The 24,857-nt window shown below is 69.0% G+C and carries 21 protein-coding genes and 1 pseudogene; 10 read left to right on the top strand and 12 right to left on the bottom strand.

Features of this window, described 5'->3' with window-relative positions; all coding sequences use genetic code 11:
* Nucleotides 1-21 precede the first annotated feature (21 nt).
* The 3 genes and pseudogenes from ABLI39_RS07650 to ABLI39_RS07640 all read right to left on the bottom strand — a co-directional run bounded on the left by ABLI39_RS07650 (nt 22) and on the right by ABLI39_RS07640 (nt 5,947).
* Nucleotides 22-3,495, bottom strand: coding sequence for an ATP-binding protein (locus tag ABLI39_RS07650; protein ID WP_349412843.1), 3,474 nt, complete (start codon nt 3,493-3,495; stop codon nt 22-24).
* Between the two features lie 230 nt (nt 3,496-3,725).
* Nucleotides 3,726-4,496, bottom strand: a pseudogene (locus tag ABLI39_RS07645) (DUF4194 domain-containing protein); the annotation flags it as partial.
* Nucleotides 4,497-4,498: 2 nt separating this feature from the next.
* The gene (locus tag ABLI39_RS07640) at nt 4,499-5,947 is read right to left on the bottom strand and encodes a DUF3375 family protein (protein ID WP_349412842.1); all 1,449 of its coding nucleotides are present in this window, start codon (nt 5,945-5,947) and stop codon (nt 4,499-4,501) included.
* Between the two features lie 151 nt (nt 5,948-6,098).
* Between ABLI39_RS07640 and ABLI39_RS07635 the strand changes: the two genes are divergently transcribed.
* The 4 genes from ABLI39_RS07635 to ABLI39_RS07620 all read left to right on the top strand — a co-directional run bounded on the left by ABLI39_RS07635 (nt 6,099) and on the right by ABLI39_RS07620 (nt 10,285).
* Complete coding sequence (locus ABLI39_RS07635) at nt 6,099-6,488, top strand: PepSY domain-containing protein (RefSeq protein ID WP_349412841.1); 390 nt, start codon at nt 6,099-6,101, stop codon at nt 6,486-6,488.
* Between the two features lie 216 nt (nt 6,489-6,704).
* On the top strand, nt 6,705-7,019 hold the full coding sequence (locus tag ABLI39_RS07630; RefSeq protein WP_349412840.1) for a hypothetical protein: 315 nt from the start codon (nt 6,705-6,707) through the stop codon (nt 7,017-7,019).
* 127 nt (nt 7,020-7,146) lie between these two features.
* Nucleotides 7,147-9,099, top strand: coding sequence for an acyl-CoA dehydrogenase family protein (locus tag ABLI39_RS07625; RefSeq protein ID WP_349412869.1), 1,953 nt, complete (start codon nt 7,147-7,149; stop codon nt 9,097-9,099).
* Between the two features lie 166 nt (nt 9,100-9,265).
* Nucleotides 9,266-10,285, top strand: a complete 1,020-nt coding sequence (locus ABLI39_RS07620; RefSeq protein WP_349412839.1) for a hypothetical protein — start codon at nt 9,266-9,268, stop codon at nt 10,283-10,285.
* Here the strand turns inward: ABLI39_RS07620 and ABLI39_RS07615 are convergent.
* Complete coding sequence (locus tag ABLI39_RS07615; RefSeq protein ID WP_349412838.1) at nt 10,282-10,674, bottom strand: YchJ family protein; 393 nt, start codon at nt 10,672-10,674, stop codon at nt 10,282-10,284. The genes ABLI39_RS07620 and ABLI39_RS07615 overlap by 4 nt on opposite strands.
* A gap of 210 nt (nt 10,675-10,884) precedes the next feature.
* Between ABLI39_RS07615 and ABLI39_RS07610 the strand changes: the two genes are divergently transcribed.
* The 4 genes from ABLI39_RS07610 to ABLI39_RS07595 all read left to right on the top strand — a co-directional run bounded on the left by ABLI39_RS07610 (nt 10,885) and on the right by ABLI39_RS07595 (nt 14,653).
* Nucleotides 10,885-11,496, top strand: a complete 612-nt coding sequence (locus ABLI39_RS07610) for a hypothetical protein (RefSeq protein WP_349412837.1) — start codon at nt 10,885-10,887, stop codon at nt 11,494-11,496.
* A gap of 40 nt (nt 11,497-11,536) precedes the next feature.
* Entirely contained in the window at nt 11,537-12,541 is a 1,005-nt protein-coding gene (locus ABLI39_RS07605; RefSeq protein WP_349412836.1) for an aldo/keto reductase family protein, read from the top strand.
* Between the two features lie 3 nt (nt 12,542-12,544).
* Nucleotides 12,545-13,399: an SDR family oxidoreductase gene (locus ABLI39_RS07600; RefSeq protein ID WP_349412835.1), complete on the top strand. Its 855-nt coding sequence runs from the start codon at nt 12,545-12,547 to the stop codon at nt 13,397-13,399.
* A gap of 132 nt (nt 13,400-13,531) precedes the next feature.
* Nucleotides 13,532-14,653 carry a sulfite oxidase gene (locus ABLI39_RS07595; protein ID WP_502935205.1) on the top strand — a complete coding sequence of 374 codons (1,122 nt, stop codon included), beginning with the start codon at nt 13,532-13,534 and terminating at the stop codon, nt 14,651-14,653.
* A gap of 3 nt (nt 14,654-14,656) precedes the next feature.
* On the opposite strand, the gene ABLI39_RS07590 is transcribed toward ABLI39_RS07595, so the two are convergent.
* The 7 genes from ABLI39_RS07590 to ABLI39_RS07560 form a co-directional block, all read right to left on the bottom strand.
* Entirely contained in the window at nt 14,657-15,538 is an 882-nt protein-coding gene (locus ABLI39_RS07590) for a cytochrome c oxidase assembly protein (protein WP_349412834.1), read from the bottom strand.
* A 72-nt stretch (nt 15,539-15,610) separates the two neighbouring features.
* Entirely contained in the window at nt 15,611-16,273 is a 663-nt protein-coding gene (locus ABLI39_RS07585; RefSeq protein ID WP_349412833.1) for an SGNH/GDSL hydrolase family protein, read from the bottom strand.
* Nucleotides 16,274-16,450: 177 nt separating this feature from the next.
* Nucleotides 16,451-17,230 (bottom strand): SDR family NAD(P)-dependent oxidoreductase, encoded by a 780-nt coding sequence (locus ABLI39_RS07580; RefSeq protein WP_349412832.1) that lies wholly within the window; start codon nt 17,228-17,230, stop codon nt 16,451-16,453.
* Between the two features lie 94 nt (nt 17,231-17,324).
* Nucleotides 17,325-19,001, bottom strand: a complete 1,677-nt coding sequence (locus ABLI39_RS07575; RefSeq protein WP_349412831.1) for a DUF4389 domain-containing protein — start codon at nt 18,999-19,001, stop codon at nt 17,325-17,327.
* On the bottom strand, nt 18,998-19,447 hold the full coding sequence (locus ABLI39_RS07570) for a flavodoxin family protein (protein ID WP_349412830.1): 450 nt from the start codon (nt 19,445-19,447) through the stop codon (nt 18,998-19,000). Before ABLI39_RS07570 ends, ABLI39_RS07575 begins: the two co-directional genes overlap by 4 nt.
* Nucleotides 19,444-20,499 (bottom strand): zinc-dependent alcohol dehydrogenase family protein, encoded by a 1,056-nt coding sequence (locus ABLI39_RS07565; protein ID WP_349412829.1) that lies wholly within the window; start codon nt 20,497-20,499, stop codon nt 19,444-19,446. Before ABLI39_RS07565 ends, ABLI39_RS07570 begins: the two co-directional genes overlap by 4 nt.
* A complete protein-coding gene (locus ABLI39_RS07560) occupies nt 20,496-20,876 on the bottom strand; it encodes a hypothetical protein (protein WP_349412828.1) in 381 nt (126 codons plus the stop codon). The genes ABLI39_RS07565 and ABLI39_RS07560 overlap by 4 nt, the downstream gene beginning before the upstream one ends.
* Nucleotides 20,877-21,230: 354 nt before the next feature.
* Between ABLI39_RS07560 and ABLI39_RS07555 the strand changes: the two genes are divergently transcribed.
* Entirely contained in the window at nt 21,231-22,754 is a 1,524-nt protein-coding gene (locus ABLI39_RS07555) for an amidohydrolase (RefSeq protein WP_349412827.1), read from the top strand.
* Between the two features lie 48 nt (nt 22,755-22,802).
* Here the strand turns inward: ABLI39_RS07555 and ABLI39_RS07550 are convergent, their stop codons facing one another.
* Nucleotides 22,803-23,327 carry a hypothetical protein gene (locus ABLI39_RS07550; protein ID WP_349412826.1) on the bottom strand — a complete coding sequence of 175 codons (525 nt, stop codon included), beginning with the start codon at nt 23,325-23,327 and terminating at the stop codon, nt 22,803-22,805.
* Nucleotides 23,328-23,420: 93 nt separating this feature from the next.
* Here ABLI39_RS07550 and ABLI39_RS07545 point away from each other — a divergent pair, with 93 nt between their 5' ends.
* On the top strand, nt 23,421-24,821 hold the full coding sequence (locus ABLI39_RS07545; RefSeq protein WP_502935203.1) for an HNH endonuclease: 1,401 nt from the start codon (nt 23,421-23,423) through the stop codon (nt 24,819-24,821).
* The last annotated feature ends 36 nt before the right edge of the window (nt 24,822-24,857 follow it).

Below are 24,857 nucleotides of genomic sequence, written 5' to 3'. Positions count from 1 at the left end.
CCAGCAACGCGGGGTCAGGAATCAGCGCAGGACGATGTCCACCGGGTTCGCCTCGGACCGCCAGCTCCCGCCGGAGCCGGGGCCCGGGGCGATCACCGGGGCCGTGAGGACGCCGGAGCGGTTGGTGCGCTTGTCCCGCAGGATCTCGGTGACCGAGCCGAGGTGCCTCGACAGGTCGATCACGTTTTCCGGCGCGGCCAGAAGCAGCTGAAAGCCGAATTCGTGCAGCGCCTTGATTCCGGCGCCGGCGAATTCCTCCGAGGCGAGCACAAAGGCCTCGTCCATCATCACCGTGCCGTAGGTGGTGAAGCCCTGCTCGGCGATGCCCAGTTGGTAGCTCAGCGCCGCGGCCATGATGAAGGCGGTGAAGCGTTGCCGCTCGCCGCCGGACATCGAGCCGGTGTCCGCGTGCATAAACACCTCGGTCCGTTTGCCGCCGCGCTTCGCTGCCTTGGAGGCCGGCGCCTGCACCTCGCGGTGCTCCTTGCACTGGATGAACAGGTGTCCGCGGACGTCCAGCACCTCGGCACGCCAGCGCCGGTCCTCGGGCGTCTGCGAGCCGAGGCGCTTCACGAGCGTTTCGAGCGATTTGTAACGGGTGGTGAGCTCGGCGTCGTCGTCCGGGTCCGTGCCGGTGGTCGGCGCTGCGGCTTTCCCGGGCCGGGTGTGCCGGACCTTGAGCGCGTTCTGGATGGCGTCCTTGAACTGCTTGGCGGTGGCGGGCAGTGTCTGCTTGATGTCGAGTTCCAGGAAGCTGCCCTCGTGGAAGTTCACCTCGGAGAGAATCCCGTTCAGCGGCAGGATGCGGCTGGTGATGGAGCGGCGTTCCTCGTCCAGCAGGTGCAGCAGCGTGGAAAAGGATTCGTGCGTGCGCTGGTTGAAGAACTGCCGGAACTCGGCCTCCTGCGCAGGCAGGCCGTCGCTGACGATCGCGTGGTAACGGGATTCGAACTCGCCCGCGGCGCCGATCGACGTGCCGTGGTCGGCCGAGATGGCCGTGCCCCATTCGCGGACGAAGCCCTCGAAGATCCGGGTGAGCCGCTCCGAGGTGGCCTGCCCCCGCGACTCGGCCGCGTGCAGTTCGGCCAGCAGCCGGGTCCGAACCTGGTTGGCGAGGTTGTCCAGTTCGTGCATCTCCAGGACCTCGCCGAAGTCCGCGAAGTACGGTTCCAGCGCGACGGCGGTGGCCTCCGACGGCGGCGACTGCTCCAGCCGCGCCCGCGCGGCGTCGAGCAGCGAGTCCGCCGTGGTCAGCTGCGAGTCGAGGGCCTTGTATTCACTCTGGAGCACAGCGGCGGCCTCGGTGCTGGACTGGTGTTTGTGCCGGGCAACCTCGATGTTGGCGCGCAGCGGTTCCAGGTCCGCCTGCGCGGCGAGGGCATCCTTCAGCCGCTGCTCGATCCGCCCGAGCTCGTCCGCGGCCACCGCGGCCGAGACCTGCTCCCAGGGTCGGTGGTCCTCCGCCACGCGGCGCAGCGCCTCAAGCTGCCGGGTCATGCCCTGGTGCGACTCTTCCCGGCTCTGGGCCAGTTCGGCGGCCTTGGCGAGTTCCTGCTGGAGGTCCTCCACCTGCGCGGCGACGAGTTCAAGCTTGGCGGCGTTGTCGAAGCCGAGGACGTAGTCCTGCCGTGAGGTGAAGCGGTCGTCCTTTTCCACAGTGTGGCGGTTGCGTTTGACCACGCCGCCCAGGCTCAGGCCCTTGTCCAGCCGGGCCAGCTCGTCCGGGTCCTCCACGCAGGGGTAGGCGAAGTCCAGGGCGATCCGCTCGCGGATCCACTCGCCCGCCTCGGCGGCCGGACCGGCGGTGAGGATGTCCAGCTTGGTCAGCAGGTCGCCGTCGGCCGCGTCCTCCACGGCCAGGGCCCCGCCGGCCAGCGGCTTGGAGACGTCGACGGCGCGCAGGGCGCCGCGGACGGGATGGTCGTTCAGGTAGCGGGTGACGGCGGCGAAGTGCTCGCCGGGGACCAGCAGTGTGGTGGCAAGGCTGCGCAGCGCGCGCTCGGCGGCCGGCCGCCACTGCTCCTGGCCCTCCGCGAGGTCGATCAGTTCGCCGCCGAACGGCATCTGCTCCTCCGGGACGCCGGTGGTCGCCGCAATGGCGCTGCGGTTTTCGATGCTCGACGGCGGCAGCAGCGACTTGCGCGTCTTGAGCGAGACGAGTTCCTGCTGGGCTGCGGCGAGCTCCCGTTTCCTGGTCGCGTGGCCGTCAAATGCCTCGAAGCGGAGTTCCTTGAGCGCTTCCGAGTCATCCTTGAGCTCGGCCGAGCGGGCGGCCGCATGTTCGTGCGCCTGCTCCCAGCCGGCGGCGGTCCACTGGAGCTCCAGTCCGGCGTCGGTCAGGGCCTTGCGGGCGGATTCCTCGACCTGTTGGCGGAGTTTGAGGCCCACCCGGGCGTTTTCCAGCGACTGCTCGATCGCGGAGATCGCGTTGCCGCCCTGGTTGTTGTAGTCCGCCTCGAGCTGGCGGAGTTCCTTGGCCAGGGAATCCCGGACGCCGCGTTCGGCGCCGAGTTCCTTGGCTTTCGCCTGGGCCAGCGCCTTGAAGCGCTCCAGCGTTTTCTCGTGCACGGTGACGGCCAGCTGCTGCTTGTAGGCCTCGAATTCCTCGCCCGCGAGGTCCCGGAGCCGGTTCGCGTCGAGCAGGGACTGGGCGTATTCCTTGTTCAGCCCTGGGACGGGTGCCAGCTGGTCGCGCTGCTGCCGGACGTCCTCGAGCCGCTGCCGGATGGACATCAGGTTGCTGAACTCCTCGACGACGTCGTCCGCGGCGGCCAGCGTGGCGGGCGCGTCCAGGACCTGGTCGCGGAAGAAGGTGTTGACGCTGCCGCCGAGGCCCTTGCCGGCCTGGATGACGCGCAACAGCGGCAGGGCCTGGTCCGAGTTGATGCCGAGCAGGCGCCGGAACCGTTCCGCGAAGGCCTTGTGCACGTCGAAGATCTGGGCGTCCGGGAAGATCGCATCCAGCGCCGACTTGGTAAAGCGTTTCTCCGCGATGCCCTCGACCGCGGCCAGGTCCAGCGGTTTGTTGTCGATCAGGTAGTACCGGCCGACGCTTGATTCGGTGCCGTTCTTGGGCAGGTCAAAGAGCGCGGAGATGGTCACGCGGGTTCCGGCGGCGTTGTCGAAGGTCAGCGCGACGGCGGACCAGGTCGCCCCGGGCCGCTGGAAGGCGCTGGCCGAGCCCTCGCCGACGGCCTTGTCCCCCACCTTGCCGCGCATGTACGTGAACGTGGTCCGCTTGTCCTCCACCGCACCGCCGGCGCGCTGCGCCGCGGCCTCGTTGGACCGCGGACGGGCGTCGAAAACCCGGAGCATCGCGTCGAACAGCGTGGACTTGCCGACGCCGGAATTGCCGGTCAGCAGGGTGCCGTTGCGGTCCACGTGCATCGTGTGGGCGCCATGGAACGTGCCCCAGTTGACGACCTGGACGAGGGCGAGGCGCATCTGGCCGGGGTTGGTGAGCTCGCCCAGCGGCAGCATGGTTGCGATGCTCATTCGGCTGCCTCGGTTTCTTTGTTGGGGTCACCTATCGCGATGCCACCGGCGACATGCTCTGCATGCTCGCTCGTTCCTCGCTTAGACGCATGCTGCCGCATGTCCCCGGCGTCACCGCTGTCGTTCGGGTTCAGGAGCGACGGCGGCGATGCCGCCCAGGGAGTGGCATCGGGCCTGTCGGAGCCGGGCGGCTCGCTGCTTGCAGCGGAGCCGCCCGGCGAAGGGGCGGGGGCGGCATCGCCGTCGTCGTCCGAGTCCTCTTCCACCTGAGCTGCCGTGTCGAGGTCGAGGAGGGGTTCGGTGCCGGCGGGGTCGGTGGAGGCGGCTATGAGGGATTCGATTTGGGCCGGGATGTCGCCGATGTTTTCGAAGGGGAGGGCCAGCGGGAGGGCGTTGGAGATGGTGTAGACCTCGTCCAGGCCAGTCGTGAGGAGGAGCTGGCGGGCCAGGAGTTTGGTGATGGCGCGGGTGACGACGTCGGAATCGCGGAGGGCGTCCTGCTGGCCGGCGGGCTGGTAGTGGGCCACAAGGTCCGCGATTTCCTCGCGCGTGATGGTGGGGTCGGTCTGGGCGGTGACGTGGCGGTCCAGGAGCAGGCGCAGGCGCAGCAGCACGATGGTTTCCACGCGGCTCAGGGCGCGCTGCTGGCGCAGGATGCTGGAGCGGGTGCTGCCGCCGATCGCTTCGGGGTCCACCGGGCGCAGCACGGCCACCTTGCGGTCGTGGTCCAGCTGCAGGGTCAGGAAGAGTTCGGAAAGGCGGCTGCGCAGGATCAGCTGGTTGTCCAGCAAGGTGGTCCAGAGTTTTTCGTCCCGGCCGCCGTCGATGTACGGACCCTTGAGGAGCTTGACGAGGGCTTGGCGGACCTTCATCGGGAGCACGCCGGTGTCCCCCGGGAAGAGGGCTGCGCCGTCGACGAAGGTGTCGCGCGGGGTGACGGTGAAGGGGGCAGCGTGGACGTGCTCCGGTTCCGCTGCCGCCGTCGTGGTCTCTTCGGTCATTGTCAATCCTTTTTGAGCGTGACGACGGGCAGGTACGCGGTGCGCGTGGAGCCGTCGATCTGTTCGAAGTCCAGCGGCGCCCAGGCACCACGGTCGAAGCCGGCGCCCTGGTGCAGCGCGTGCGAGAGCAGCGCGCGGATGGAGTTGATGTGGCGTTCGGTCTCCGGGAGCTGTTCCCAGGCCTCGGTGAGCGTGGACGCCCCGGCGGCGGCGGTGCGGATGGCCTCGGGGCTGGCCTTGCCGGTCCGCGGCGAGCGCACCCGGTCCGAGTCGCTGAACGCGATCGGGTCTGCCAGCTTCGGCGGCGCGGCGAACTCGTCGGGGTCGAAGAGCTTCACCATGGCCAGGGACTCGAAGCCGGCGTTAAAGAGCACGGGGCCGCGGACCAGGCCGGGCCGTTCCCGTTCGTAGGGCAGCGAACGGATGGCCTGCTCGGCCTCCCGCAGGACCTTGCGGAGCCGGACGGACTGGCGGTAGTCGTCGCTCTGGACGTAGGTGTTGAGGCTTTCGCTGAGCTTGCCGTAGATCCGCTGGATCTGGCTGTGCTGGGTGCGCAGTTCGGCCACGAGGTTCTTCAGCGTCTCGCGTTCGTCCTGGCTGAGCTCGTCGGCGAACTGCCGGCTGAGCACTTCGCCGATCGCGGAACGGAAGCGGAGCTGCTGCTGCGGGTCCTCCAGGAACGCGGTGAAGGACCGGAACGTCCTGCCTTCCGGGCTCTGCCGCAGCCGCTTGTCCGCCTCCAGCACCTGCGCCATGGTGGCGCCCTTGCTCACGGACTCCTCGATGATCTGGTTGCGGAGCTCGCCCACCAGCTCCTCGATCCGGTCACGCATCTTCTTGTAATCCGCAGGCAGGCTCGCGGCGAGGTCCAGGATGTTGCCGGCGGCCTCCACGGCCTCCTCGTCGTCGAGCAGCCCGTCGAACTCGCCGGAGCTGATCTCCTGGATCAGCTGGCGGCGTTCGCCGATCTCCTCCTCGAGGGACTCGAGCCGGGCGCTCTGGTCCGGGTTGGTCTCGTTGGCGAGCTTTTCGACGTCGCCCAGCAGTGTGCCGAGCCGGGAACCGTTCAGCGTGGAGCGTTCGCTGGAGAGGCTGTCCAGGAACGCGAGGACGCGGGCCGCGGGCTCGGTGACCTCGTAGACGATCTGGCCGGACTGGTTGCGCCGGGTCAGGAAGTTCTTGCGGGTCCACTCGTCGCCGAACCCCTTGCCGTTGGCGGAGCCACCCAGCCCCGGGTCCTGGCGGCGGAGCTGCTCAAGGAAGGCGTCGACGTCGGCGTGGAACTGTTCCAGCGGAAGCTGCGGCCGGGTGCGGGTGAAGGATGCCTGCAGCACGGCGATCACCCACGGCGCCGAGCGGGTTAGCGCCCACGCAGGCCCCTTGGTGAGCAGTTCAAGGTCCCGGAGCCGGGCACTGATGGCGTCGGCGGAGGACACGGCGGAACGGGACACGCAGTTCTCCAATCGCTGCCGGGGAGTGGGGTCGGGCAGCGGATCAAAGAAAAACTGCCAGCTCCTAGGTTAACGCAGGGTCCGGGGAAAAACCGTTGAACCTGCGGCGCCGCGGGAGCACACTGGGAGTACCACGTGGGAGGAGACCGTCATGCTGACCAAGACTGCATGGATCATAGGAGCGGCGACGACGGCGGTAGTCCTGGGCGGCGCCACGGTGGCCGTCGCGGCGGACGGCCTGCTGGGTCCCGGCAACCCGGTACCCGGCGTGAGCATCGCGCCGCAGCCGGACGACGATTCGCACGATTCCGACGCGGACGACGCCGGCCTGGCACCCCTCACCGGCGGGGACCGGGACCAGGCCGCGAGCGCGGCCGTGGCCAGGGTCGGGCAGGGCAGCGTCACGGAAGTGGAGCGGGAAAACGACGGCAGCACCGCGTACGAGGTGAAGGTGCGCCTCGACGACGGCCGGACGGTGGAAGTCCAGCTCGGGGCGGACTTCCAGGTCCTGGCGCAGGGCGCTCCCGAGACGGACGACTGACGTCCCCGGGTCCAACGAGGGCGCCGCCAACACCGGCGCCGTCTGTTACCCCTGTTGCTGGTGAGGTTTCCGCGACCTCTCCGTGACCTACGCCCGGGTAGCATTTCGATCCCGTATCAAGACCCTCCGACGCGGCCCGCAACTCTGGCTGGGCCCCCTTCCGGCGCCCTACGCTCGGGCTACTGATTCAGCCGAAGCGACGGTGCAGGAGGAAGAATGCAGTTCGATCTCAGCGCGGTGGAAACCGCCACCATGGTGTTCTTTGGGACCCTGGTGTTCGCCCTCCTCCTGACATTCTTCATCACGACGGCGGCGTTCGTAGCGCTGGCCCTGCTGGGCGTCGGCCGGCTGGGCTGGTTCATTGCCGCCAGCCTCCTGCTCGGCGCTGTCCACGGCATCAACCACGCCTGGGACCGGCTGGTCCACCACGCCGGCGCCGTGGAGCTCCCGGGCGATTTCCCCGGCGACCTGATAGGGCAGTCCTCCCCTAGTACCGGCACCTACCCGCGGGTAGTATTGCGGGACAGCTGAAGGGTCCACCACCCGCGGCGGATCCAGGGCTCGAGCCGGCCAACCCGGTTAGAGGAGATGCCCCGTGAGCTCCGCCGTCGATAACCCAGCCACCGAAGATCCCGCCGCCGACAGCCCCGCCGCCGAGGTGCCGGTGGCCGCGCAGAAGATCGGGCCCGAGGCGACCGCCGCCGACGCCCGCGCCGTCGCCGAGGCCGCCCGCGATACCAGCTGGGACCGGCCCAGCTTTGCCAAGGGCCTGTACCTGGGCAGCTTCGACCTCAGCCTCGTCCACCCCTGGCCGCAGGCGCCCGCGGACGACGTCGAACGCGGCGAAGCGTTTATGGCGCGCCTGACCGCATACTGCCGCACCATGTCCGGGCGCCGGATCGAGCGCGACGCGAGGATCCCCGACGAATACCTGTCCGGGCTGGCCGGCCTCGGCGTCTTCGGCATGAAGATCCCCCGCGACTACGGCGGCCTCGGCCTGTCGCTCGTGTACTACGGCCGCGCACTGGCCCTGCTTGGATCGGTGCACCCCAGCCTCGGGGCCCTCCTCTCCGCGCACCAGTCGATCGGCGTTCCGGAGCCGGTGAAGGTGTTCGGCACACCCGAGCAGAAGCGGGAGTACCTGCCGCGCTGCGCTGCCGGCGCCGTGACCGCGTTCCTGCTCACCGAGCCCGACGTCGGCAGCGACCCGGCCCGGATGGGCAGCACCGCCGTACCGTCGGAGGACGGGTCGTCGTACGTACTGGACGGCGTGAAGCTGTGGACCACCAACGGCGTGATCGCCGAACTTGTGGTGGTGATGGCACTGGTCCCCGCGCACATCGGCGCGGACGGCACCGAACACAAGGGCGGCATCAGCGCCTTTGTGGTGGAGATGGACTCCCCCGGCATCACGGTGGAGAACCGCAACGCCTTTATGGGCCTGCGTGGCATCGAAAACGGCGTCACCCGCTTCCACCAGGTCCGGGTGCCGGCCGCCAACCGGCTGGGCCGCGAGGGCCAGGGCCTGAAAATCGCGCTCACCACGCTGAACACCGGCCGGCTCTCCATTCCCGCGCTCTGCGTGGCGTCCGGCCGCTGGAGCCTGAAGATCGCCCGCGAATGGTCCAACGCCCGCACCCAGTGGGGCCGCCCGGTGGGCCAGCACGAGGCGGTGGGCAAAAAAATCGCTTTCATTGCCGCGAGTGCCTTTGCCCTGGACGCCGTGTTCGAGCTCTCCGCCGAGCTGGCCGACGCCGGCCAAAAGGACGTCCGGATCGAAGCAGCCCTCGCGAAGCTCTGGTCCACCGAGATCAGCTGCCGGATCGCCGACGAACTCGTACAGATCCGCGGCGGCCGTGGCTTTGAAACGGCCGACTCCCTCGAGGCCCGCGGGGAGCGCGCGGTCCCGGCCGAGCAGCAGCTCCGGGACCTGCGAATCAACCGGATCTTCGAGGGTTCCTCGGAAATCATGCGGCTCCTGATCGCGCGTGAGGCCGTGGACGCCCACCTGGCCGCCGCCGGCGCCCTCGCCTCGGAGGATGCCAGCCTGTCCGAGAAGGCGAAGGCCGCTGTCGGCGCCTCCGGCTTCTACGCGCGCTGGCTGCCGAAGCTGGTGGCCGGCACCGGCATGGATCCGCGCTCCTACGGCGATTTCGGCCGGCTCGCGAGGCACCTGCGCTTTGTGGAGCGGGCATCGCGGCGGCTGGCGCGGCAGACCTTCTACGGCATGGGCCGCTGGCAGGCGAAGCTGGAGCACAAGCAGGCCTTCCTGGGCCGGATCGTGGACATCGGCGCCGAGCTGTTCGCGATGGCGGCGTGCTGCTCGCGGGCGGAAATGCTGCTGCGGACCGCCCCGGAACGGGGCGGCTCCGCCTATGAACTCGCCGACGCCTACTGCGAGCAGGCCCGGGTCCGGATCGAGGAGTATTTCGACCAGCTCTGGCGCAACACCGACGACGGCGACCGCACCCTGACGCGCGCGGTGCTCGCCGGCGACTACGAGTGGCTTGAGGCCGGGGTGCTGGACCAGTCCGAGGGGACCGGGCCGTGGATTGCGGACGCCGGCCCGCGCGCCTCGGTGAAGGAGAACCTGCACCGAAAGTACCGCTGACGTGCGTCGATGCCTGCGCTGCGGGGCCGCCGGCTAGATAGTAAGCATCCTTGCTATTGATGCGGTGCCGTGGTTAGGTGGTGCCAAGACCTGATGACGGTCGAAGCATTGCCGTGCCCGGCTCAAACAATGAGTACGGGTCAATCAATGAAAGCGAGCAGCCATCATGAGCAGCACAGCAGGCCCCGAAGACCGCACTCCCCGCCGCGCACGCGAGGAAAACGGAACCCTGGACCGAGAGGCCCGAATCCACGACGCGCGCCAGGACGGCGTGACCGCGGAAGGCCCCGTTGTGGCCGACGAGCGCGCCGAGCGCCGCGCCGAAGCATCCCGCACCGAAGCCCGCACCGAAGACCGGTCCGAGAGCCTGGCCGCGGACCGGGCGGAGGGCCGGGCGGACGAGCGTGCCGAGAGCCGGGCGGAACGCCGCGCCGAGGACCGCGCCGAGCGGACCAACGACACCCGCGCCTTCCCCGCTGCGCCGCTGGCCGGCGCCGCCGCAGGCTCCACTGCCGGCGCTGCAGCCGGCCGTGACAACCGGGTGATCCACGGGACCCGCGACGACCACGACCGCCACCACGACGTGGTTGTGGAAGAGGTGCCCACCCGCGAGACGGTGGTGGCCCGCGAGAAGGAGCAGTTCGGCGGTATCAAGATTGGGTCCGCATTCTTCGGCTGGCTCGCCGCCACCGGCATGGCCGTGCTGCTGACCGCGCTGGTCGCCGCCGCCGGCACCGCCGTCGGCCTCGCCACCAACACGAACGTCAACGACGCCGTCAACCAGGCCTCGCGCAACCAAAGCGTCGGGATCGTCGGCATCATCACCCTCCTCGTGGTCCTGTTCGTGTCCTACTACTGCGGCGGCTACGTGGCCGGCCGGATGGCCCGCTTCAACGGCGCCCGGCAGGGCCTGATGGTGTGGATCTGGGCACTGATTGCGGCGATCATCGTGGCCGTCCTGGCCCTGACCGCCGGCCAGCAGTACAACGTCCTGGCCAACCTGAACAGCTTCCCCCGCATCCCCGTCAACGAGGGTGACCTCACCACCACCAGCATTGTCGCCGCGGTTGTCGTCGCGGTGGTTGCCCTGATCGGCGCCATGCTCGGCGGCCTGGCCGGCATGCGATTCCACCGCAAGGTGGACCGCGCGGGCTTTACGCCGGTGGAGACCGTCGAAGAGCGCTAAGCAAGCGTGAGAGCGTCGACGTAGTACCAGCGGCGTTCCTCGCGCCGGAACCGGCTGATTTCGTGGTGGACGCCGGCTTCGCCGTCGTGCCGGAAGTAGGCCTTGAACTCGACGGTGCCTTCCGTGTCCAGCGGGCCGCCGCGGCTTCCGGAGACGATGTCCAGGCGCCGCCACTGCATGGCCGGATCCAGCTCCAGAGCGGCGGGCCGGGTGTCCGGATGCCAGGTGCGCAGCAGGTAATCGGCGTCGAGCACCACAAAGGCGCTGTAGCGGGAGCGCATAAGCTGCTCCGCGGTCGGTGCCGCCGCTTCACCGCGGTGGTACCGGCCGCAGCAGTCTTCGTACTGCTCACCGGAGAGGCACGGGCAATGTCCCTGGCGTGACGTCAAAAAGGGTCCTTCCGGCTGGCCGGAGACCTCCGGCATGGGCTGCTTCCGACTATAGACGCCGGCCGAAGGTATCGGCTTGGACACATCCTGCCGGCCCTGCCGCTTTGCCCGCGTGTCAGTCCGAGATTGTCCGTATGGTTAACAGGGGCCGTAGCCCGGCGCGACCATGACGGCACGGACCTCACTGCAGGCTGGAAGAGGAGAGGCGAAGTGGAAGACCCGACGACGATCGCCATGCACCTGACGTTCTTCGGCACCCTCGGGGTAGCCCTGGTTATGTTCCTCGGCGTCTTCCTCGCCTTTGTCATCACCCTGCTGCTGGCCGGACTCGGACGGCTGCTGGCCGCGGGCGTCACCGCCCTCCTGCGCGGCCGGCGGGCCGCTCCTGAAGCGGCCGCCGCGAAGCCTGTCGCCGCCCCGAATGTGGTCCGCCCCGCGAAAGCCGCCCGCCCTGCCAGGCCGGCCCGCACCCCCAAGCCTGCCCGCAAGGAACCGCAGCTGTCCCCCGAGTGGACCGCCGCCGTCGCCCGCGCCGATGCCCGCGCCACCGCCCGGGCCAGGGCGGAAGCCGCGCCGGAGGTCAAGGTTTCGGTCCGCGAACTGCCCAGCCCGCAGGCTCCGGTGCGCGAGATCAAGGAGGTCGGACCGCTGATCGAGTCCGCGACGGACCGCAACGGCGCCCTCACTGCGGCGCCGCGGGCTTTCACGAAGCCCCCGCTGCCGGCCGCGAGCCCGGTGCTGGACACCGGATCGCTGACCGCTCTCAAGCACCAGCGACCGCAGGCAGCCCAGCGACTGGACCAGCAACGCAAGGCCAGCTGAGCCCTTACCCCCAGCGGTCATCTGGGCTACGTTGGAACCCATGGAATTCAGATACCTCGGGCACAGCGGCTTCAAGATTTCGGAAATCACCTTCGGCAACTGGCTCACGCACGGGTCGCAGGTGGAGAACGACGTCGCCACCCAGTGCGTGCGGGCAGCGCTCGACGCCGGGATCAGCACCTTCGACACGGCGGATGTCTACGCCAACACGGCGGCGGAGACGGTCCTCGGCGAGGCCCTGAAGGACGAACGGCGCGAATCGCTCGAGATCTTCACCAAGGTCTTCGGCCCCACCGGCCCCAAGGGCCATAACGACCTCGGGCTCTCCCGCAAGCACATCATGGAATCCATCAACGGCTCCCTGACCCGGCTGCAGACCGACTACGTGGACCTCTACCAGGCGCACCGTTACGACTACGAGACGCCGCTGGAAGAGACCATGCAGGCCTTCGCCGACATCGTCCGCCAGGGCAAGGCGCTGTACATCGGCGTCAGCGAGTGGACGGCCAGCCAGATCCGCGACGGCCACGCCCTCGCCAAGGACCTTGGTTTCCAGCTGATCTCCAACCAGCCGCAGTACTCCATGCTGTGGCGGGTGATCGAGGCCGAGGTGGTCCCGACCTCCGAGGAGCTCGGCCTGTCCCAGATTGTCTGGTCCCCCATGGCCCAGGGCGTGCTCAGCGGCAAGTACCACCCGGGCAAGCCCGCTCCCGAGGGCAGCCGCGCCACCGATGCCAAGGGCGGCGCCCGGATGATCGAGCGCTGGATGTCCGACGAGGTCCTCACCGGAGTTCAGCAGCTCAAGCCGATCGCCGAGGAGGCCGGGCTGACCATGGCCCAGCTGAGCATCGCCTGGGTGCTGCAGAACAAGAACGTGGCCTCGGCGATCATGGGCGCGTCCCGTCCGGAACAGATTGCCGGAAACGTGGCCGCAGCCGGGGTGAAACTGGACCCGGTCATCATGGACAAGATCGACGCCGCCATCGGGTCGCTCGCCGAGCGCGACCCGGCCCAGACCAAGTCGCCCGCCTCCCGCGAGGCCTGAGCCGTGGGGACGCTTCCGGACCTCGCCGTCACCGGCTCCACGGGCCAGCTCGGCGGACAGGTGGCCCGGCTGCTCGCGGCGGCTGGCAGCCCCCAGCGGCTTCTGGTCCGCGACGCCTCCCGCGCCCCAGACCTTGAGGGCGCCGTGCCGGCGGTCGCCAGCTACGCCGACGCGGCGCAGGCGAGGTCAGCCTTGGCCGGCGTGAAGACCCTGTTTATGGTTTCCGCGGCCGAGGCCGAGGACCGGCTGCAGCAGCACTACACCTTTGTCGACGCGGCGGCCGAGGCAGGCGTGCGGCACATCGTGTACACCTCCTTTTTCGGGGCCGGACCCGACTGCACCTTCACGCTGGGGCGGGACCACTACGCCACCGAGGAACGGATCAAGGCGTCCGGCATGGACTACACGATCCTGCGGAACAACTTCTATCTGGACTTCCTGCCGCTGCTGGCCGGCGAGGACGGGGTGATCCGCGGCCCGGCCGGGGACGGCCTGATGGCGGCTGTCGCCCGGGCGGATATCGCCCGCTCCGCCCTGACGGTGCTGCGCGATCCCGCGCTGCACGTGGGCCGGAGCTACGACCTGACCGGGCCGGAAAACCTTTCCTTGGCGACCGCCGCGGAGCTGCTGACCGCCGGCACCGGACGCACCATCAGCTACCACAACGAGACTCGGGACGAGGCGTACGCCTCCCGGAAATCCTATGGGGCGCCGCCCTGGCAGGTGGACGCCTGGGTCAGCACCTACACCGCCATTGCCGTCGGCGAACTGGCGGGGCCGACGTCGGCCGTGCACGAACTGACCGGGCAGGAACCGCTGGGACTGGCTGATTTCCTGGCCGAGGCGCATACCCTGTAGACACGTTTGCCCCGGCCGGGGCGCGGGCCCGGTATTGACGGGGCAGGGACCGCGGCGTAGACCTGAAAGCACCTGGCGCCGGTGCACAGCCGGGCTGGTCCGGAACAGAATCGCAGTCCCATGCCCAAGCAAATGTCCAAGCACACCTCCCCCGTTATGGCCCGGCGCCGGCAGGCGCAGACGCTGGCAGCGCACCCCGGTGAACCCAGCCACGGACCGCTCACGGCCGAGGAGCTCCAGCTCGCCCTCAGGAACCATTCGATGCCGCTCGAGGCCCTCAGGAACGACGTGACTCCGCCCGGCCTGCACTATCTGCTGGACCACTTCGACATCCCGGCGATCGACGGTGAGAGCTGGCACCTGCGGATCGGCGGGGCCGTGCAGCGGTCGCTGGAACTGAACCTCCGGGCCTTGCGCCGGGCGCCGAGCATCAGTGTCCCGGTCACCTTGGAGTGCGCCGGCAACGGCCGGTCGCTGCTGAAGCCGCGGCCGCTGAGCCAGCCCTGGATGCTCGAAGGCGTCGGCACCGCGGTCTGGACCGGGGTGCCCCTGGCCTACCTGCTGACCCAGGCCGGTGTGGACGAGGACGCCGTCGAGGTTGCCTTCACCGGGGCCGACGCCGGGATCCAGGGCGAGGTGCGCCAGCAGTACGCCCGGAGCCTGCCGGTCAGCGAGGCACTGAGGCCCGACGTCGTGCTGGCGTACGCGATGAACGGCGCCGCGCTGCCGCCGCAGCACGGTTACCCGCTGCGGCTCGTGGTCCCCGGCTGGTACGGCATGGCCAGCGTCAAGTGGCTCTCCTCGATCAAGGTCCTCGCCAGGCCCTTCGACGGTTTCCAGCAGTCCGTCGCCTACCGCTACCAGCAGGACGCGGACGACCCCGGCACTCCGGTCACGTGGATCAAGGTCCGCTCACTGATGGTGCCGCCGGGGGTTCCGGATTTCTTCACCCGGCAGCGGTTCCTGCCTCCCGGACCCGTGATGCTCACCGGGCGGGCCTGGTCCGGCCACGGCGCGGTCCAGCGGGTGGAGGTGGGGATCGATGGCCAATGGTCCCCGGCCCAGCTGGAGCACCCCGCGGCGCCCTTCGCGTGGTCCGCCTGGTCGATGCCATGGGTGGCAGACCCGGGTCAGCACGAACTGTCCTGCCGGGCCACAGACGCGAGCGGCTCCACCCAGCCGCTCGAGCCGGTGTGGAACTACCAGGGCATGGGCAACAACGTGGTGCAGCGGATCAAGGTCACCGTGGAGTAGGCGCTAGCGGCCGCGTCTCAGGTGCTCGGCGTTCAGTTCGTCGAGTTGGCTGTCGGTCAGCTGGTCGAAGCCCCGCGCCTCGCGTTTGTCAGTCCGGGAGAACCGCATAAACATCAGGATGATGAGCGGCAGGTCCACGATTTCACAGATGAACCATAAGACGTCCCCCGCGAGTTGCTGGTCGCGCAGGGCATCCGGAAACCAGGCTGGCCCCGCCTGTCGCGTTGCAACGTGATCGAGTACCTGTCCATTCAGGCGCAACAGGATTCCGGGCACCGCATCGATCAGCAGCTCAATGAAGACGAAGACAAACTCCAGGGTGATAAAAGCGCTGGAACGATGGAAGTCCGCCTCTTCGATGATGGGAAGCGCCATCAGCAGCCCAAGCAAGGGAATGCCAAGAGTCAGGAGCGCCTCGGCCACTGGGTTCGTGCGCAACGTGTAGAAGGCCGGAGTCAGAAAGGTTGAGAACAGGGCGAGCCCCAGCAACGGCGCCGCCAGCGAGTTGCTCACGAACCGGACCAGCCGGTTTGACAGCACGGCGTCCAGCCGGGCTATCCCCCCGCCGCTGAGTGCCGAGCGGGCTAGGGAGATGGGTTTCCCCAACCCGATCAGGAGCGGCACGACGAACAGCATCAGCGTGATTTTCAAGGTGAAGGCCCAGCGGAGCTCGGCACTATACACGCCCGGGAATCCGCATGTAAGCACTGTGAGGGAGCCCAGACCCAGGACGTAGAACGCCCCGGTCCGCCACAGCGGCCAGTTCCGGCCCTTGTTCGCCGCAGCTTTAAGTGCGAGACCGTACAGTACGCCGAAGCACACAATGACTGCCGCGGCGGTCCAGTCAATCTGCCAGGAACTTATCACGACATCGAAAGGTGGCACGGGGCGAGGGTAGCTGAGCTTCCTAGGAGTTTGCCCGGAAAGCGACCCCGGGGGCGCTTACCTCGCCGTCGCTCACTCCGAAGCGCGTCCTGGCTCCGCAACGGGTTGCTGCGCCGCCTGCTCGATGACGGCGGCGATGTGCTCCAGAAGGTATCGTTGCCCGGCGACGGTGGGGTGGTCGCCGTCGGGTCCGATCAGGTCCTCGACGTCGTCACTGATCCAGCCCTCCGCAATCGGATCGACAAATTCGGCGCCCGCCCCCTGAGCCGCGGACTTGAGCTGCCCGCGGATCTCCAGGAGCCCCTGGTCCGCGTCGGTCGAGTACGACGGCGGCCCCACCACGATGATCTTCGCAGCGGGGGCCACGGCTTCGGCGTGGGTGATGGCCGCAAAGGCCGCAGCGCCGACGACCGCCGGGTCGTAGTCAAGGTCGTTCTCGGAGCCGAAGAACACCACGACGCCGGTGTCCCGGGTGACGAAATGGTCCACCTGGCTGCCGAAGGTACCGTCGGTGTCGCCGGGCCTGACGTAGCCGCTGCCGTTCTCTGCGGCATTGACCACCTGGAATCCGGCGAGGCGGGGGTCCGTCCGGATCAGGGCCGGCCACGCGTAGCGGGGCGAGGTCCCATGCCCGGTGCTCAGCGAATCGCCAACAACCACCACCCGGACCGCCGGGGCAGCCGTGACCACCGGCTGCGCCGAGCAGGCCAGCGCCGCAGCTGCCAGGCAGGCCACCACGCCCGCCGCAACCGGCCAACTGTGTCGCCTGTATCGTGTATGCGGCAGTTGGCTGATCACCATGGCTCCCGCCTCCCGACTGAAATTCGCAGACGCCCCATGCGGTGCCGCCTTGCAATCATTGTCCCTTGTTGAATGTTTCGTGGGTATTGCCGGAGGCTGCGAGAATCCCGGTCAGTAGTCCACGATGGCGCCGCTGGAGAGGTTGATGGTGGCGTCCGTGATGGCGCCGGCCTTGTCCGAGGCGATGAAGCTGGCCACGTTGCCGACGTCCGCCAGCGTGGCCGTGCGGTTCAAATGCGCGGCCGTGGCGATCTCCACCACGATCTCCTCCCGGCCCTCCACCTGCCAGGGAATGGTCTCGATGATGCCGCCGCTCACCATGGTGACCACCCGAACGCCGTACCTTCCCAGCTCCAGCGCCCACTGCCGCCTCAGCCCCTCCATCGCATCCAGGGCCACCTTGAACCCGCCGAGCCCGGCCACGGTCTGCGGGCCGGACCCGCCGAACATCAGCACCACGCCGGACTTCTGCTTGAGCATGTGGCCGGCAGCGGCCCGGGTGGTGAGGAAGTGGGTACGCGTGGCCAGGGTGATCGGCTGGGTGAAGTCGTTGACGTCGATTTCCATCAGCGGCTGCTGGATGTCGCCGAAGGAAATTGCATTAAACGAAATGTCGATCCGTCTAGCCTTCTTGGCCGCGGCATCCACGAAGGCGTCCACCTGCTCCTCGTCCAACGCATCGACGACGGCGGTTTCCGCCCGTCCGCCGTCGTCCCTGATGTCCCGGGCGACTTTCTCCAGCCGGGACTCGGTACGGCCAGCGAGATAGACGGTGGCTCCCTCGGCGGCGAAGGAGCGTGACACCGCTCCCCCGATCGAGCCGCCGGCGCCGTAGATCAGTGCGGTTTTGCCTTGCAGCAGGCCGCCGGCCGGCACCTGGTTAGTCAGCATCTGTCCCTGCCTCCCGCCCCGGAGTGGTGAATTCTCTCAACTATGTTCTCGCCGGGGTCCGGTGGCAAGGGGCGGGGCGGGCAGCCTGGCCGGGTCAGGGGCGTGGCGGGGGACTCTCCGGGCCGCCGCGGCCTTCCCGGACCTCCGGCGGAACTGACGCAGGGGGACCGCCGATGCCGTAAAAACCCGGGGGCTGGGACGTCTGGCCCGGCTGCGGCGGGCCCGACGCAGGGGCTGGCGGGCCCGACGCAGGGGCGGTTTGGCCGTATGCGGGGGCTGCTTGTCCGTACGCGGGGGCGGCTGGGGGCCCGGCGGGCGCCAGCGGCTGCAGGTCACCGGGGTCGCTGGGACCCATGTCCAGATGGAACGGCGGGTACTCGTCGCGCATCAGGGCCACGTAGGTGATGACCCGGTAGATCCAGCGGTTCAGGCCCATCAGGAGGTCAAACAGGCCGCGCCAGTACTGGCCGGTGAAGAGCAGGATGACGCCGGCGATGAGCACCAGGAGCCCGATCAGCGAGATGCCGGCGTTCTGCTGGATCCACCGTCCGTCGTCCCAGTAACCTTCGCGGCCGCCCCAGCCGCGCATGGTCCCGGTCAGCACTCCGACGATCAGAAGTTGCGGGATTGCCAGCAGCCAGGACTTCACCAGCACCAGCCCGTGGGAGAGCTTCTCGGGATAGTCGACGTCGAAGTCCGCGGGATACCCGGTGCGGGCGAGGGTGAATGGCGGATACTGGTCCGTGCCGATCGCCGAGTAGGAATAGAAGGCGACCCTCCAGTTCCAGCGGATCACCCCCACATTGAAGTTGAACAGCGAGCGCGGGTAGCGGCCGGTGAAGAGGATCGCGAACCCGGCCACAATCGTGGTGATAACGAAGGCGAACCACAGGAAGAACAGCACAATGTAGTGCGGAATGGCCAGGAACCACTTGACCAGCCACAGCCAGCGGGAAAGGTTCGGGTCAAGATAGCCGCTGAGGCGCGCCGGGTAGACGTAGCTGCCCGCCGGCGGCTGGCCGCCGGCGTAGGGCTGCACCGCCGAATTCGCGTAGGCAATCCCGGGCTGCGGCCCTTGTCCCGGCCCCTGCGGCGGATGCCCGCGGCCCAGCCCGGCCGCCCCGGCCACAATCAGCGGGACGCCGACGGCGAGCAGCACAATGCCGCCGATCAGCAGCCCGAGGAACACCGGCCAGAGCAGGTCCGAGCGCGCGCCGCCGCGGAGATCGACGGAGACCGGGGTGCTCGCGTCCGCATTCATGATCACCACGGCCCAGTTCCCGGGGCGCAGGTCCCACTTGAGTTCCTGGCTGCCGGCGCCGGTGGCGGACGCCGTCCAGAACGTCTGGTCGGCGGGCCGGGCCGGCGGTTTGGTGCCGGCTACGTCCCGGTATTCGGCCCGGAAGGGCGAGAAGCGGACCTCGGTGAGCTCGGAGTGCCTGACGTCGGTCAGGTACCGTGCCGCATCCGCCTGTGGCGCGATGCCGATGAAGATCTGCTTCGCGGAGTCCGCCGTGGAGCCGCGGAGCATCACGCTTCCGGGGATCACGGCCGGGTCGATGCCGGGCCTGGCGTCGGTCATGATGTCCAGCCGCGGCGAGGTCAGGGCGTAGGAGTCCGCCGAGTACCGTTCCGACGGGGTGGTGAAGTAGCCGCCGTCGCGCTGTTGATAGTTGGCCCAGCCGGTGAAACCGGCCCCGGCCAGGAGTCCCAGGCCCAGCAACGCGGCAAGCGTGCCGAGCACCAGCATGACAATCCGGCCCGGTTTCATGGCCGTTCCAACGCCTCCCGCAGTGACTTGCCCCATCGTGCTGCCTTCTCGATTTCGCCGGGACGCAACGGCCCCTCGCTGCCCTGAACGTAGAACGGCATGGGCTCGGAGATGATGTCGGCGCCGCTGTCCCGCAGCGCATGCGCCATCTTCTTCGCCGCGTCGCCGTGGATGAACATCCGCACGCGGGTGTCGAAAGCGGCCGCCTTGACGCCTTTGAGGTGGCCGTCGCCCAGGGTCGAGAGCAGTTCGGTGATTTTCGGCGTCGGACGCCAGCCGTTGATGGGGCTGCCGAGGACCAGCAGGTCCCCCGCGGCCAGGTCGTCGGGACGGAAGTCGCTGACGGCTACGGGGGTGGCATCGAGGTCGCCGAGCGAGCCGGCGACGGCCTCCGCCACGGACTTGGTGTTGCCAAACGCCGAGTCGTAGACGACGTGCGCCTTCATGCCGTGATCACCACTTTCAAGGCTTTCGTTTCAGCGGCACGGGCAAAGGTGTCGTAGGCATCCAGAAACTGGTCGAAGGTGAAATGGTGGGTGGCGAACTTCTCCGCCGGCACCTTCTTCTGGGCCACGAGTTTCAGCAGCATCGGGGTGGTGTTGGCATTGACCAGGCCCATGCTGATGTTGATGTTCTGGATCCAGAGGTTTTCCACGTGCAGTTCCACAGGCTTGCCGTGCACCCCCACATTGGCCACGTTGCCACCGGGCCGGACGATGTCCGTGCACATGCTGAACGTTGCCGGGATGCCGACAGCCTCGATGGCCACATCCACTCCCTGCCCGTCGGTGAGGGCCAGCACCTGCTCCTTCCAGTCGGCGTCGCCGGAGAGCACAACGTCGGTGGCGCCGAACTCGCGGGACTTTTCGAGCCGGTTCGCGTCAAGGTCGACGGCGATGATGGTGGCCGCGCCGTAGAGCCCCGCGGTGGCGATGGCGGCAAGGCCTACCGGGCCTGCGCCGATCACGGCTACGGTGTCCCCGGGCTTGACCCGGCCGTATTGCACGCCGATTTCAAACCCCGTGGGCAGGATGTCCGAGAGCATCACGGCCTGTTCATCGCTCACGCCCGCCGGCAGCAGGTGCAGCGAGTTTTCCGCATACGGGACGCGGACGTATTCGGCCTGCGTGCCGTCGATCAGGTGGCCGAAGACCCAGCCGATTCCGGCTTGCCCCTCCTCGCCCATGCAGTGCGAGTAGAGGCCGGTTTTGCAGTTGGCGCAGTGTCCGCAGGACTTGATGCAGGAAATGATGACCCGGTCTCCCACCTTGAGTCCGGTCACGGAGGACCCGGTCTCGGTGATGGTGCCGACGCCCTCGTGCCCGAGGATCCGGCCCTTGGTCACGGCGGGCACGTCGCCCTTGAGGATGTGCAGGTCCGTGCCGCAGATGGTGGTGGTGTCCACCTTGACGATCACGTCCGACGGATGCTGGATCGTCGGATCAGGGACGTCCGTCCAGGATTTCTGGCCCGGGCCGCCGTACACGAGTGCTTTCACGCAAGCTCCTTGGTTCGGAGGATGACCGGCGGATCGACGATCCGCAGGCGGCACGGGGTGACCGAGGTGTCGATGCCGGAGGAGACGATGGACTGGCGGGCGTGCTCTCGGAGTTCCTCGAAAGCCGCGGCGGTGACCCGGGCATGGGCTAAGTCCACGACGAGCTCGTAGCCGGCGAGTTTGGACGTGACGCGGCGGCAGACGACGTAAAGGGCGCGGATGTTGGCGGTTGTGACGACGCCGCGCACCTCCACCCGCGCGGATTCCTCCGCGGTGTCGATCCGGATAACGACCTTGATCCGCGGATCGCCGTGGGAGGGGTGCGCGTGGTAGGCGCGGGCCCGGCTGGCGTGGTTGAGGTGGCGCAGCGGGCTCACAGGGCATCAGCGCTCCGGGCGCCGACGACCGCTGCTGCTGGATGATCCAATTCTGTTGGGAATTCGGTACATATCATGGCCGGTCTCCTGCCTTTCCTGCCCAAGCTGGAAAGTGCAATTGCCATTTCCTCACCCCAGGTACTAGCGAGACCGATACTTCGCTTCGAGCGGTTCATCCCCCAATTGCCGTGCAGGAACCGCCCCAACTCCAGAATGACCGCACCGCCCGCCGCGGGCAAGGGGGCGAAAGTCCCTTGCGGGCCGTACCGCGCGGCCGGGCTGGGATCGGTGTGGGAGCAGTGGCCAGTGTGGTGCGGATTGCTGCCGCCCGGATGCGCCCCTAGCCTTGTCCCTATGCCGAAACCCGCCTCCCACGCCGCCCCGTCAGGTCTTGTTCTCGCTGCGGCCCGTCAGCCGGGCGAAAAAACGCTTTGTGACATTTTCATTACAGACGGCAGGGTTGCGCAGATTGTGCCATCGGGGTCGGCGGCCTCGGTTCCAGACGGCTCACGGGTGGTGGACCTGGACGGGCGCTGCGTCATCCCCGGACTGTGGGATGAGCATGTCCACATGACCCAGTGGGCCCTGGCCGCCGGCCGGATCGACCTCTCCGGCGCGACGTCGGCGCGCGAGGCGGCCGCCGTCGTGCGTTCCCGTCTGGGAAATTCCACTCCGGCGGACCCCGGCGGCGAGGCGGACGGCGGCCGTCCCCTGGTGGGGGTCGGCTTCCGCGACGCAGTGTGGGCGGACGCGCCCAGCCTTGAACTGCTCGACGGCGCGACGGCAGGCGTCCCGACGGCGCTGATCAGCCATGATCTGCACTGTGTGTGGCTCAACAGTGCGGCGGCCGCCCGCTACGGGGTATCGGTGGGCGCTGACGGGCTGCTCCGCGAGGATCCGGCCTTTGAACTGACCCGGGAGCTGGGGCGCCTGCCCGACAAGGCGGTGGACGCCATGGTCCGCGACGCCGGGAGGGCGGCCGCGGCCCGCGGAATTGTGGGGATTGTCGACTTCGAGATGGTCTGGAACCGGGACACCTGGCTCCGGCGGATCACCGCTGGCTTTGATTCCTTGAGGGTGGACGCCGGCGTCTATCCGCAGGACCTGGATCGGGCCATTGGCGAGGGGATGCGGACCGGGCAGCCGGTTCCGGGGGGCGGGGAACTGCTGCGGGTGGGGCCGCTGAAGGTGCTGATCGACGGTTCCCTGAACACGCGCACGGCCTACTGCGTGGACCCGTACCCGCACGGCGGCCGCGGCCTGCTCACGGTCAACGAGTCGGAGCTGCTGGGCCTGCTGGTCAAGGCCCGCGCGGCCGGGTTCGTCCCGGCGGTCCACGCGATCGGCGACGGCGCCAACCAGGTGGCGCTGAATGCCTTCGAGACGGCCGGGGTCCGCGGCCGGATTGAGCATGCCCAGTTTGTCCGGCGTCAGGATTTTGCGCGGTTCGGCGAACTGGGCATCACCGCCAGCGTGCAGCCGGCTCACGCACTCGATGACCGCGACGCGGCGGACTCCAACTGGGCCGGGCGGACGGAGCGGGCGTTCCCGCTGCGGTCCCTGCTCGACGCCGGGGCGACGCTGGCCCTGGGTTCTGACGCGCCGGTGGCCCCGCTGGAACCGTGGACGGCGATGTCCGCCGCCACCACCCGCGCCGGGCAGGACGGCCGGGAACCCTGGCATCCGGAGCAGGCCCTCACCCGGCGGGAGGCGCTGGCGGCATCGTCGCGCGGGCGGCGCCGGATCAGCGTCGGCGACCCCGCCGACGTCGTTGTGCTCGACGCCGACCCGCTGGCCGTCTCCGACGGCGAGTTTGCCGCGATGCCGGTGGCGGCGACGCTGGCGGCGGGGCGGTTCACGTACCGGGGCGGGGTGTAGCCGGCGGCGATTGGTCGGGCTCCCCTGACGGTCAGGCGCCCTTGACCGCTAGGCGCCTTTGACGCGCGCCTGGACCAGGTTGGCGAACGGCAGCCTGCCGTATTCCTCGACGAATGCGGCGTGGTACCCGGCCTCGGCAGCGGCGAGCTGTTCCACCGGCACCTCTTTCCACGCGATGACCAGCTTGTTGGCGGCGGCGAGCTGCCAGATGAGCCGCCCGTCCCAGTGGCCCGGCGGCTTGCCCCGGCCGAAGTCGACGAACTCCTGGATCTGTCGCCGCAGCCCCCGGTTGCCCTTGCTCCCCGGGCCGGCCTTGCCCACATAGAGGACATCGGCGCCGTCGATCCATTTGGCGGCCAGCGCATCCGGTATCAGGGTGGGGTCCTTCTTTTTGAAGACGCCTGCCGTGCTTTTGGCGAGGAACTGGGGGCCGGCGGTGCCGGGTGCGCCGGCATCCGGCCGGAGCACCGCGAAGATGCCGGGTTTCTGTGGGATCCGGTTGATGTCCAGCTCCCCGATCGGCCGGAATCCGGTGAAGCCGTCCTGTTTTAGTGACTGTCTGTTGGTCGGCATGGGTTCCTTGATTGGAGGCGCTTTCCTTAAAGCTTACGGATGGCGGATTCCGCGGCCGCCTTTATTGTCACAGGTGACCGATAGCGTGTTTTTATGGACGTCAAGCAGTGGTCCGCGGAGGCTCCGGCAGCAGAGGGGTGTACCTGCGCCTGCCGTTGCGAGGTGACGCCAGCTACGTCTGGAGCGGCCGTGGCACTGCGCGCGGAAGCCGCAGTCGTGTCCGAGGTCGCGCCGAACGCGGACGGCGCCATGTTGATCGCTGAGATCCGGGCGCTTGAGGACCGGAAGTCTGCCCTGGCCGCGCGTCAGGCCCGTCTGTCCGTCGCGTTCGATGTGCTCCAGCGCCGCGAACAAGCCGGCGTCGGCGTGCCCGCCGAGCAGCTCGGGGCCGGTGTGGGCGCGCAGATCGCCCTCGCCCGGCGCGAATCCCCCGCCCGCGGCGGCCGGCTCCTCGGCTTCGCCAAGGCGCTCGTCACCGAAATGCCGCACACCCTCGCCGCCCTCGAAACCGGGCAGCTCAACGAATGGCGCGCCACGCTGCTGGTCCGTGAGACCGCATGCCTGTCCGCGGCCGACCGCGCCGCCGTGGACGAGGAACTCGCCCCCGACGCCGGAGCTTTCGATGGCGCCGGGGACCGCGCGATCGTCGCCGCGGCGCGGTCCGCCGCCTACCGGCGCGACCCGCGCCCCGTCACCCAGCGTGCCGCACATGCTGCGGCCGAACGCCACGTCAGCCTCCACCCGGCGCCGGACACCATGTGCTATCTCACCGCCCTGCTTCCCGTCGCGGCGGGGGTCGCCGTCCATGCGGCACTCACCCGGGCCGCGGATGCCGCCCGCTCCGACGGCGACCCCCGCTCCCGCGGCCAGCTGATGGCCGACACCCTGGTCGAACGCGTAACGGGCAAGGCCGGCGGGGTCAGCGGCATCGAAATCCAGCTCGTCATGACCGACCGCACCCTCTTCCAGGGCGACAGCGAACCCGCCCGGCTCCCCGGCTACGGCATCGTCCCCGCCGGATGGGCCCGGACACTCGCTGGCCCGGACCAGAACCAGAACCGGAACGAGGCGATGAGGGTCTGGCTCCGCAGGCTCTACACCGCCCCGGCCACCGGCGACCTCGTCGCCATGGACTCCCGTGCCCGGCTCTTCCCGCCCGGACTGCGCCGCTTCATCCAGGCCCGCGACCACACCTGCCGCACCCCGTACTGCGATGCCCCGATCCGCCATCTGGACCACATCGTCCCTTGGCACAACGGGGGTACCACCAGCCTCGTCAACGGCGCCGGACTCTGCGAAGCCTGCAACCACACCAAGGAAACCCCCGGCTGGAGCGCCCAGGCTATGCCCGGCCCCAGAAACACGCTCCAACTCACGACGCCGACCGGCCACAGCTACCACTCCACCGCACCGCCGCTCCCGGGAACGGCGCTGCTGGCGGCACCCCGCCAGCGCCGCGAAATCCGCCGCATTGTCAAGACGCTGAGGTGCTGAGGCGCGCGAGGGTCAAAGGTGGCGCGGTCTAGCCCC

The sequence above is a fragment of the Pseudarthrobacter sp. B907 genome, assembly GCF_040137805.1.
Classification (GTDB): domain Bacteria; phylum Actinomycetota; class Actinomycetes; order Actinomycetales; family Micrococcaceae; genus Arthrobacter.
Note: the sequence above shows the minus strand (reverse complement) of the source record. Positions and strands in the feature narration are given on the sequence as shown.

Bases quoted from the DNA above. Each gene is read 5' to 3' on its own strand.
- ABLI39_RS07650 (WP_349412843.1), bottom strand. From the start codon at position 3,495: ATGAGCATCGCAACCATGCTGCCGCTGGGCGAGCTCACCAACCCCGGC.
- ABLI39_RS07635 (WP_349412841.1), top strand. From the start codon at position 6,099: ATGCTGACCAAGACTGCATGGATCATAGGAGCGGCGACGACGGCGGTA.
- ABLI39_RS07630 (WP_349412840.1), top strand. From the start codon at position 6,705: ATGCAGTTCGATCTCAGCGCGGTGGAAACCGCCACCATGGTGTTCTTT.
- ABLI39_RS07620 (WP_349412839.1), top strand. From the start codon at position 9,266: ATGAGCAGCACAGCAGGCCCCGAAGACCGCACTCCCCGCCGCGCACGC.
- ABLI39_RS07605 (WP_349412836.1), top strand. From the start codon at position 11,537: ATGGAATTCAGATACCTCGGGCACAGCGGCTTCAAGATTTCGGAAATC.
- ABLI39_RS07595 (WP_502935205.1), top strand. From the start codon at position 13,532: ATGTCCAAGCACACCTCCCCCGTTATGGCCCGGCGCCGGCAGGCGCAG.
- ABLI39_RS07580 (WP_349412832.1), bottom strand. From the start codon at position 17,230: ATGCTGACTAACCAGGTGCCGGCCGGCGGCCTGCTGCAAGGCAAAACC.
- ABLI39_RS07575 (WP_349412831.1), bottom strand. From the start codon at position 19,001: ATGAAACCGGGCCGGATTGTCATGCTGGTGCTCGGCACGCTTGCCGCG.
- ABLI39_RS07570 (WP_349412830.1), bottom strand. From the start codon at position 19,447: ATGAAGGCGCACGTCGTCTACGACTCGGCGTTTGGCAACACCAAGTCC.
- ABLI39_RS07555 (WP_349412827.1), top strand. From the start codon at position 21,231: ATGCCGAAACCCGCCTCCCACGCCGCCCCGTCAGGTCTTGTTCTCGCT.
- ABLI39_RS07550 (WP_349412826.1), bottom strand. From the start codon at position 23,327: ATGCCGACCAACAGACAGTCACTAAAACAGGACGGCTTCACCGGATTC.
- ABLI39_RS07545 (WP_502935203.1), top strand. From the start codon at position 23,421: ATGGACGTCAAGCAGTGGTCCGCGGAGGCTCCGGCAGCAGAGGGGTGT.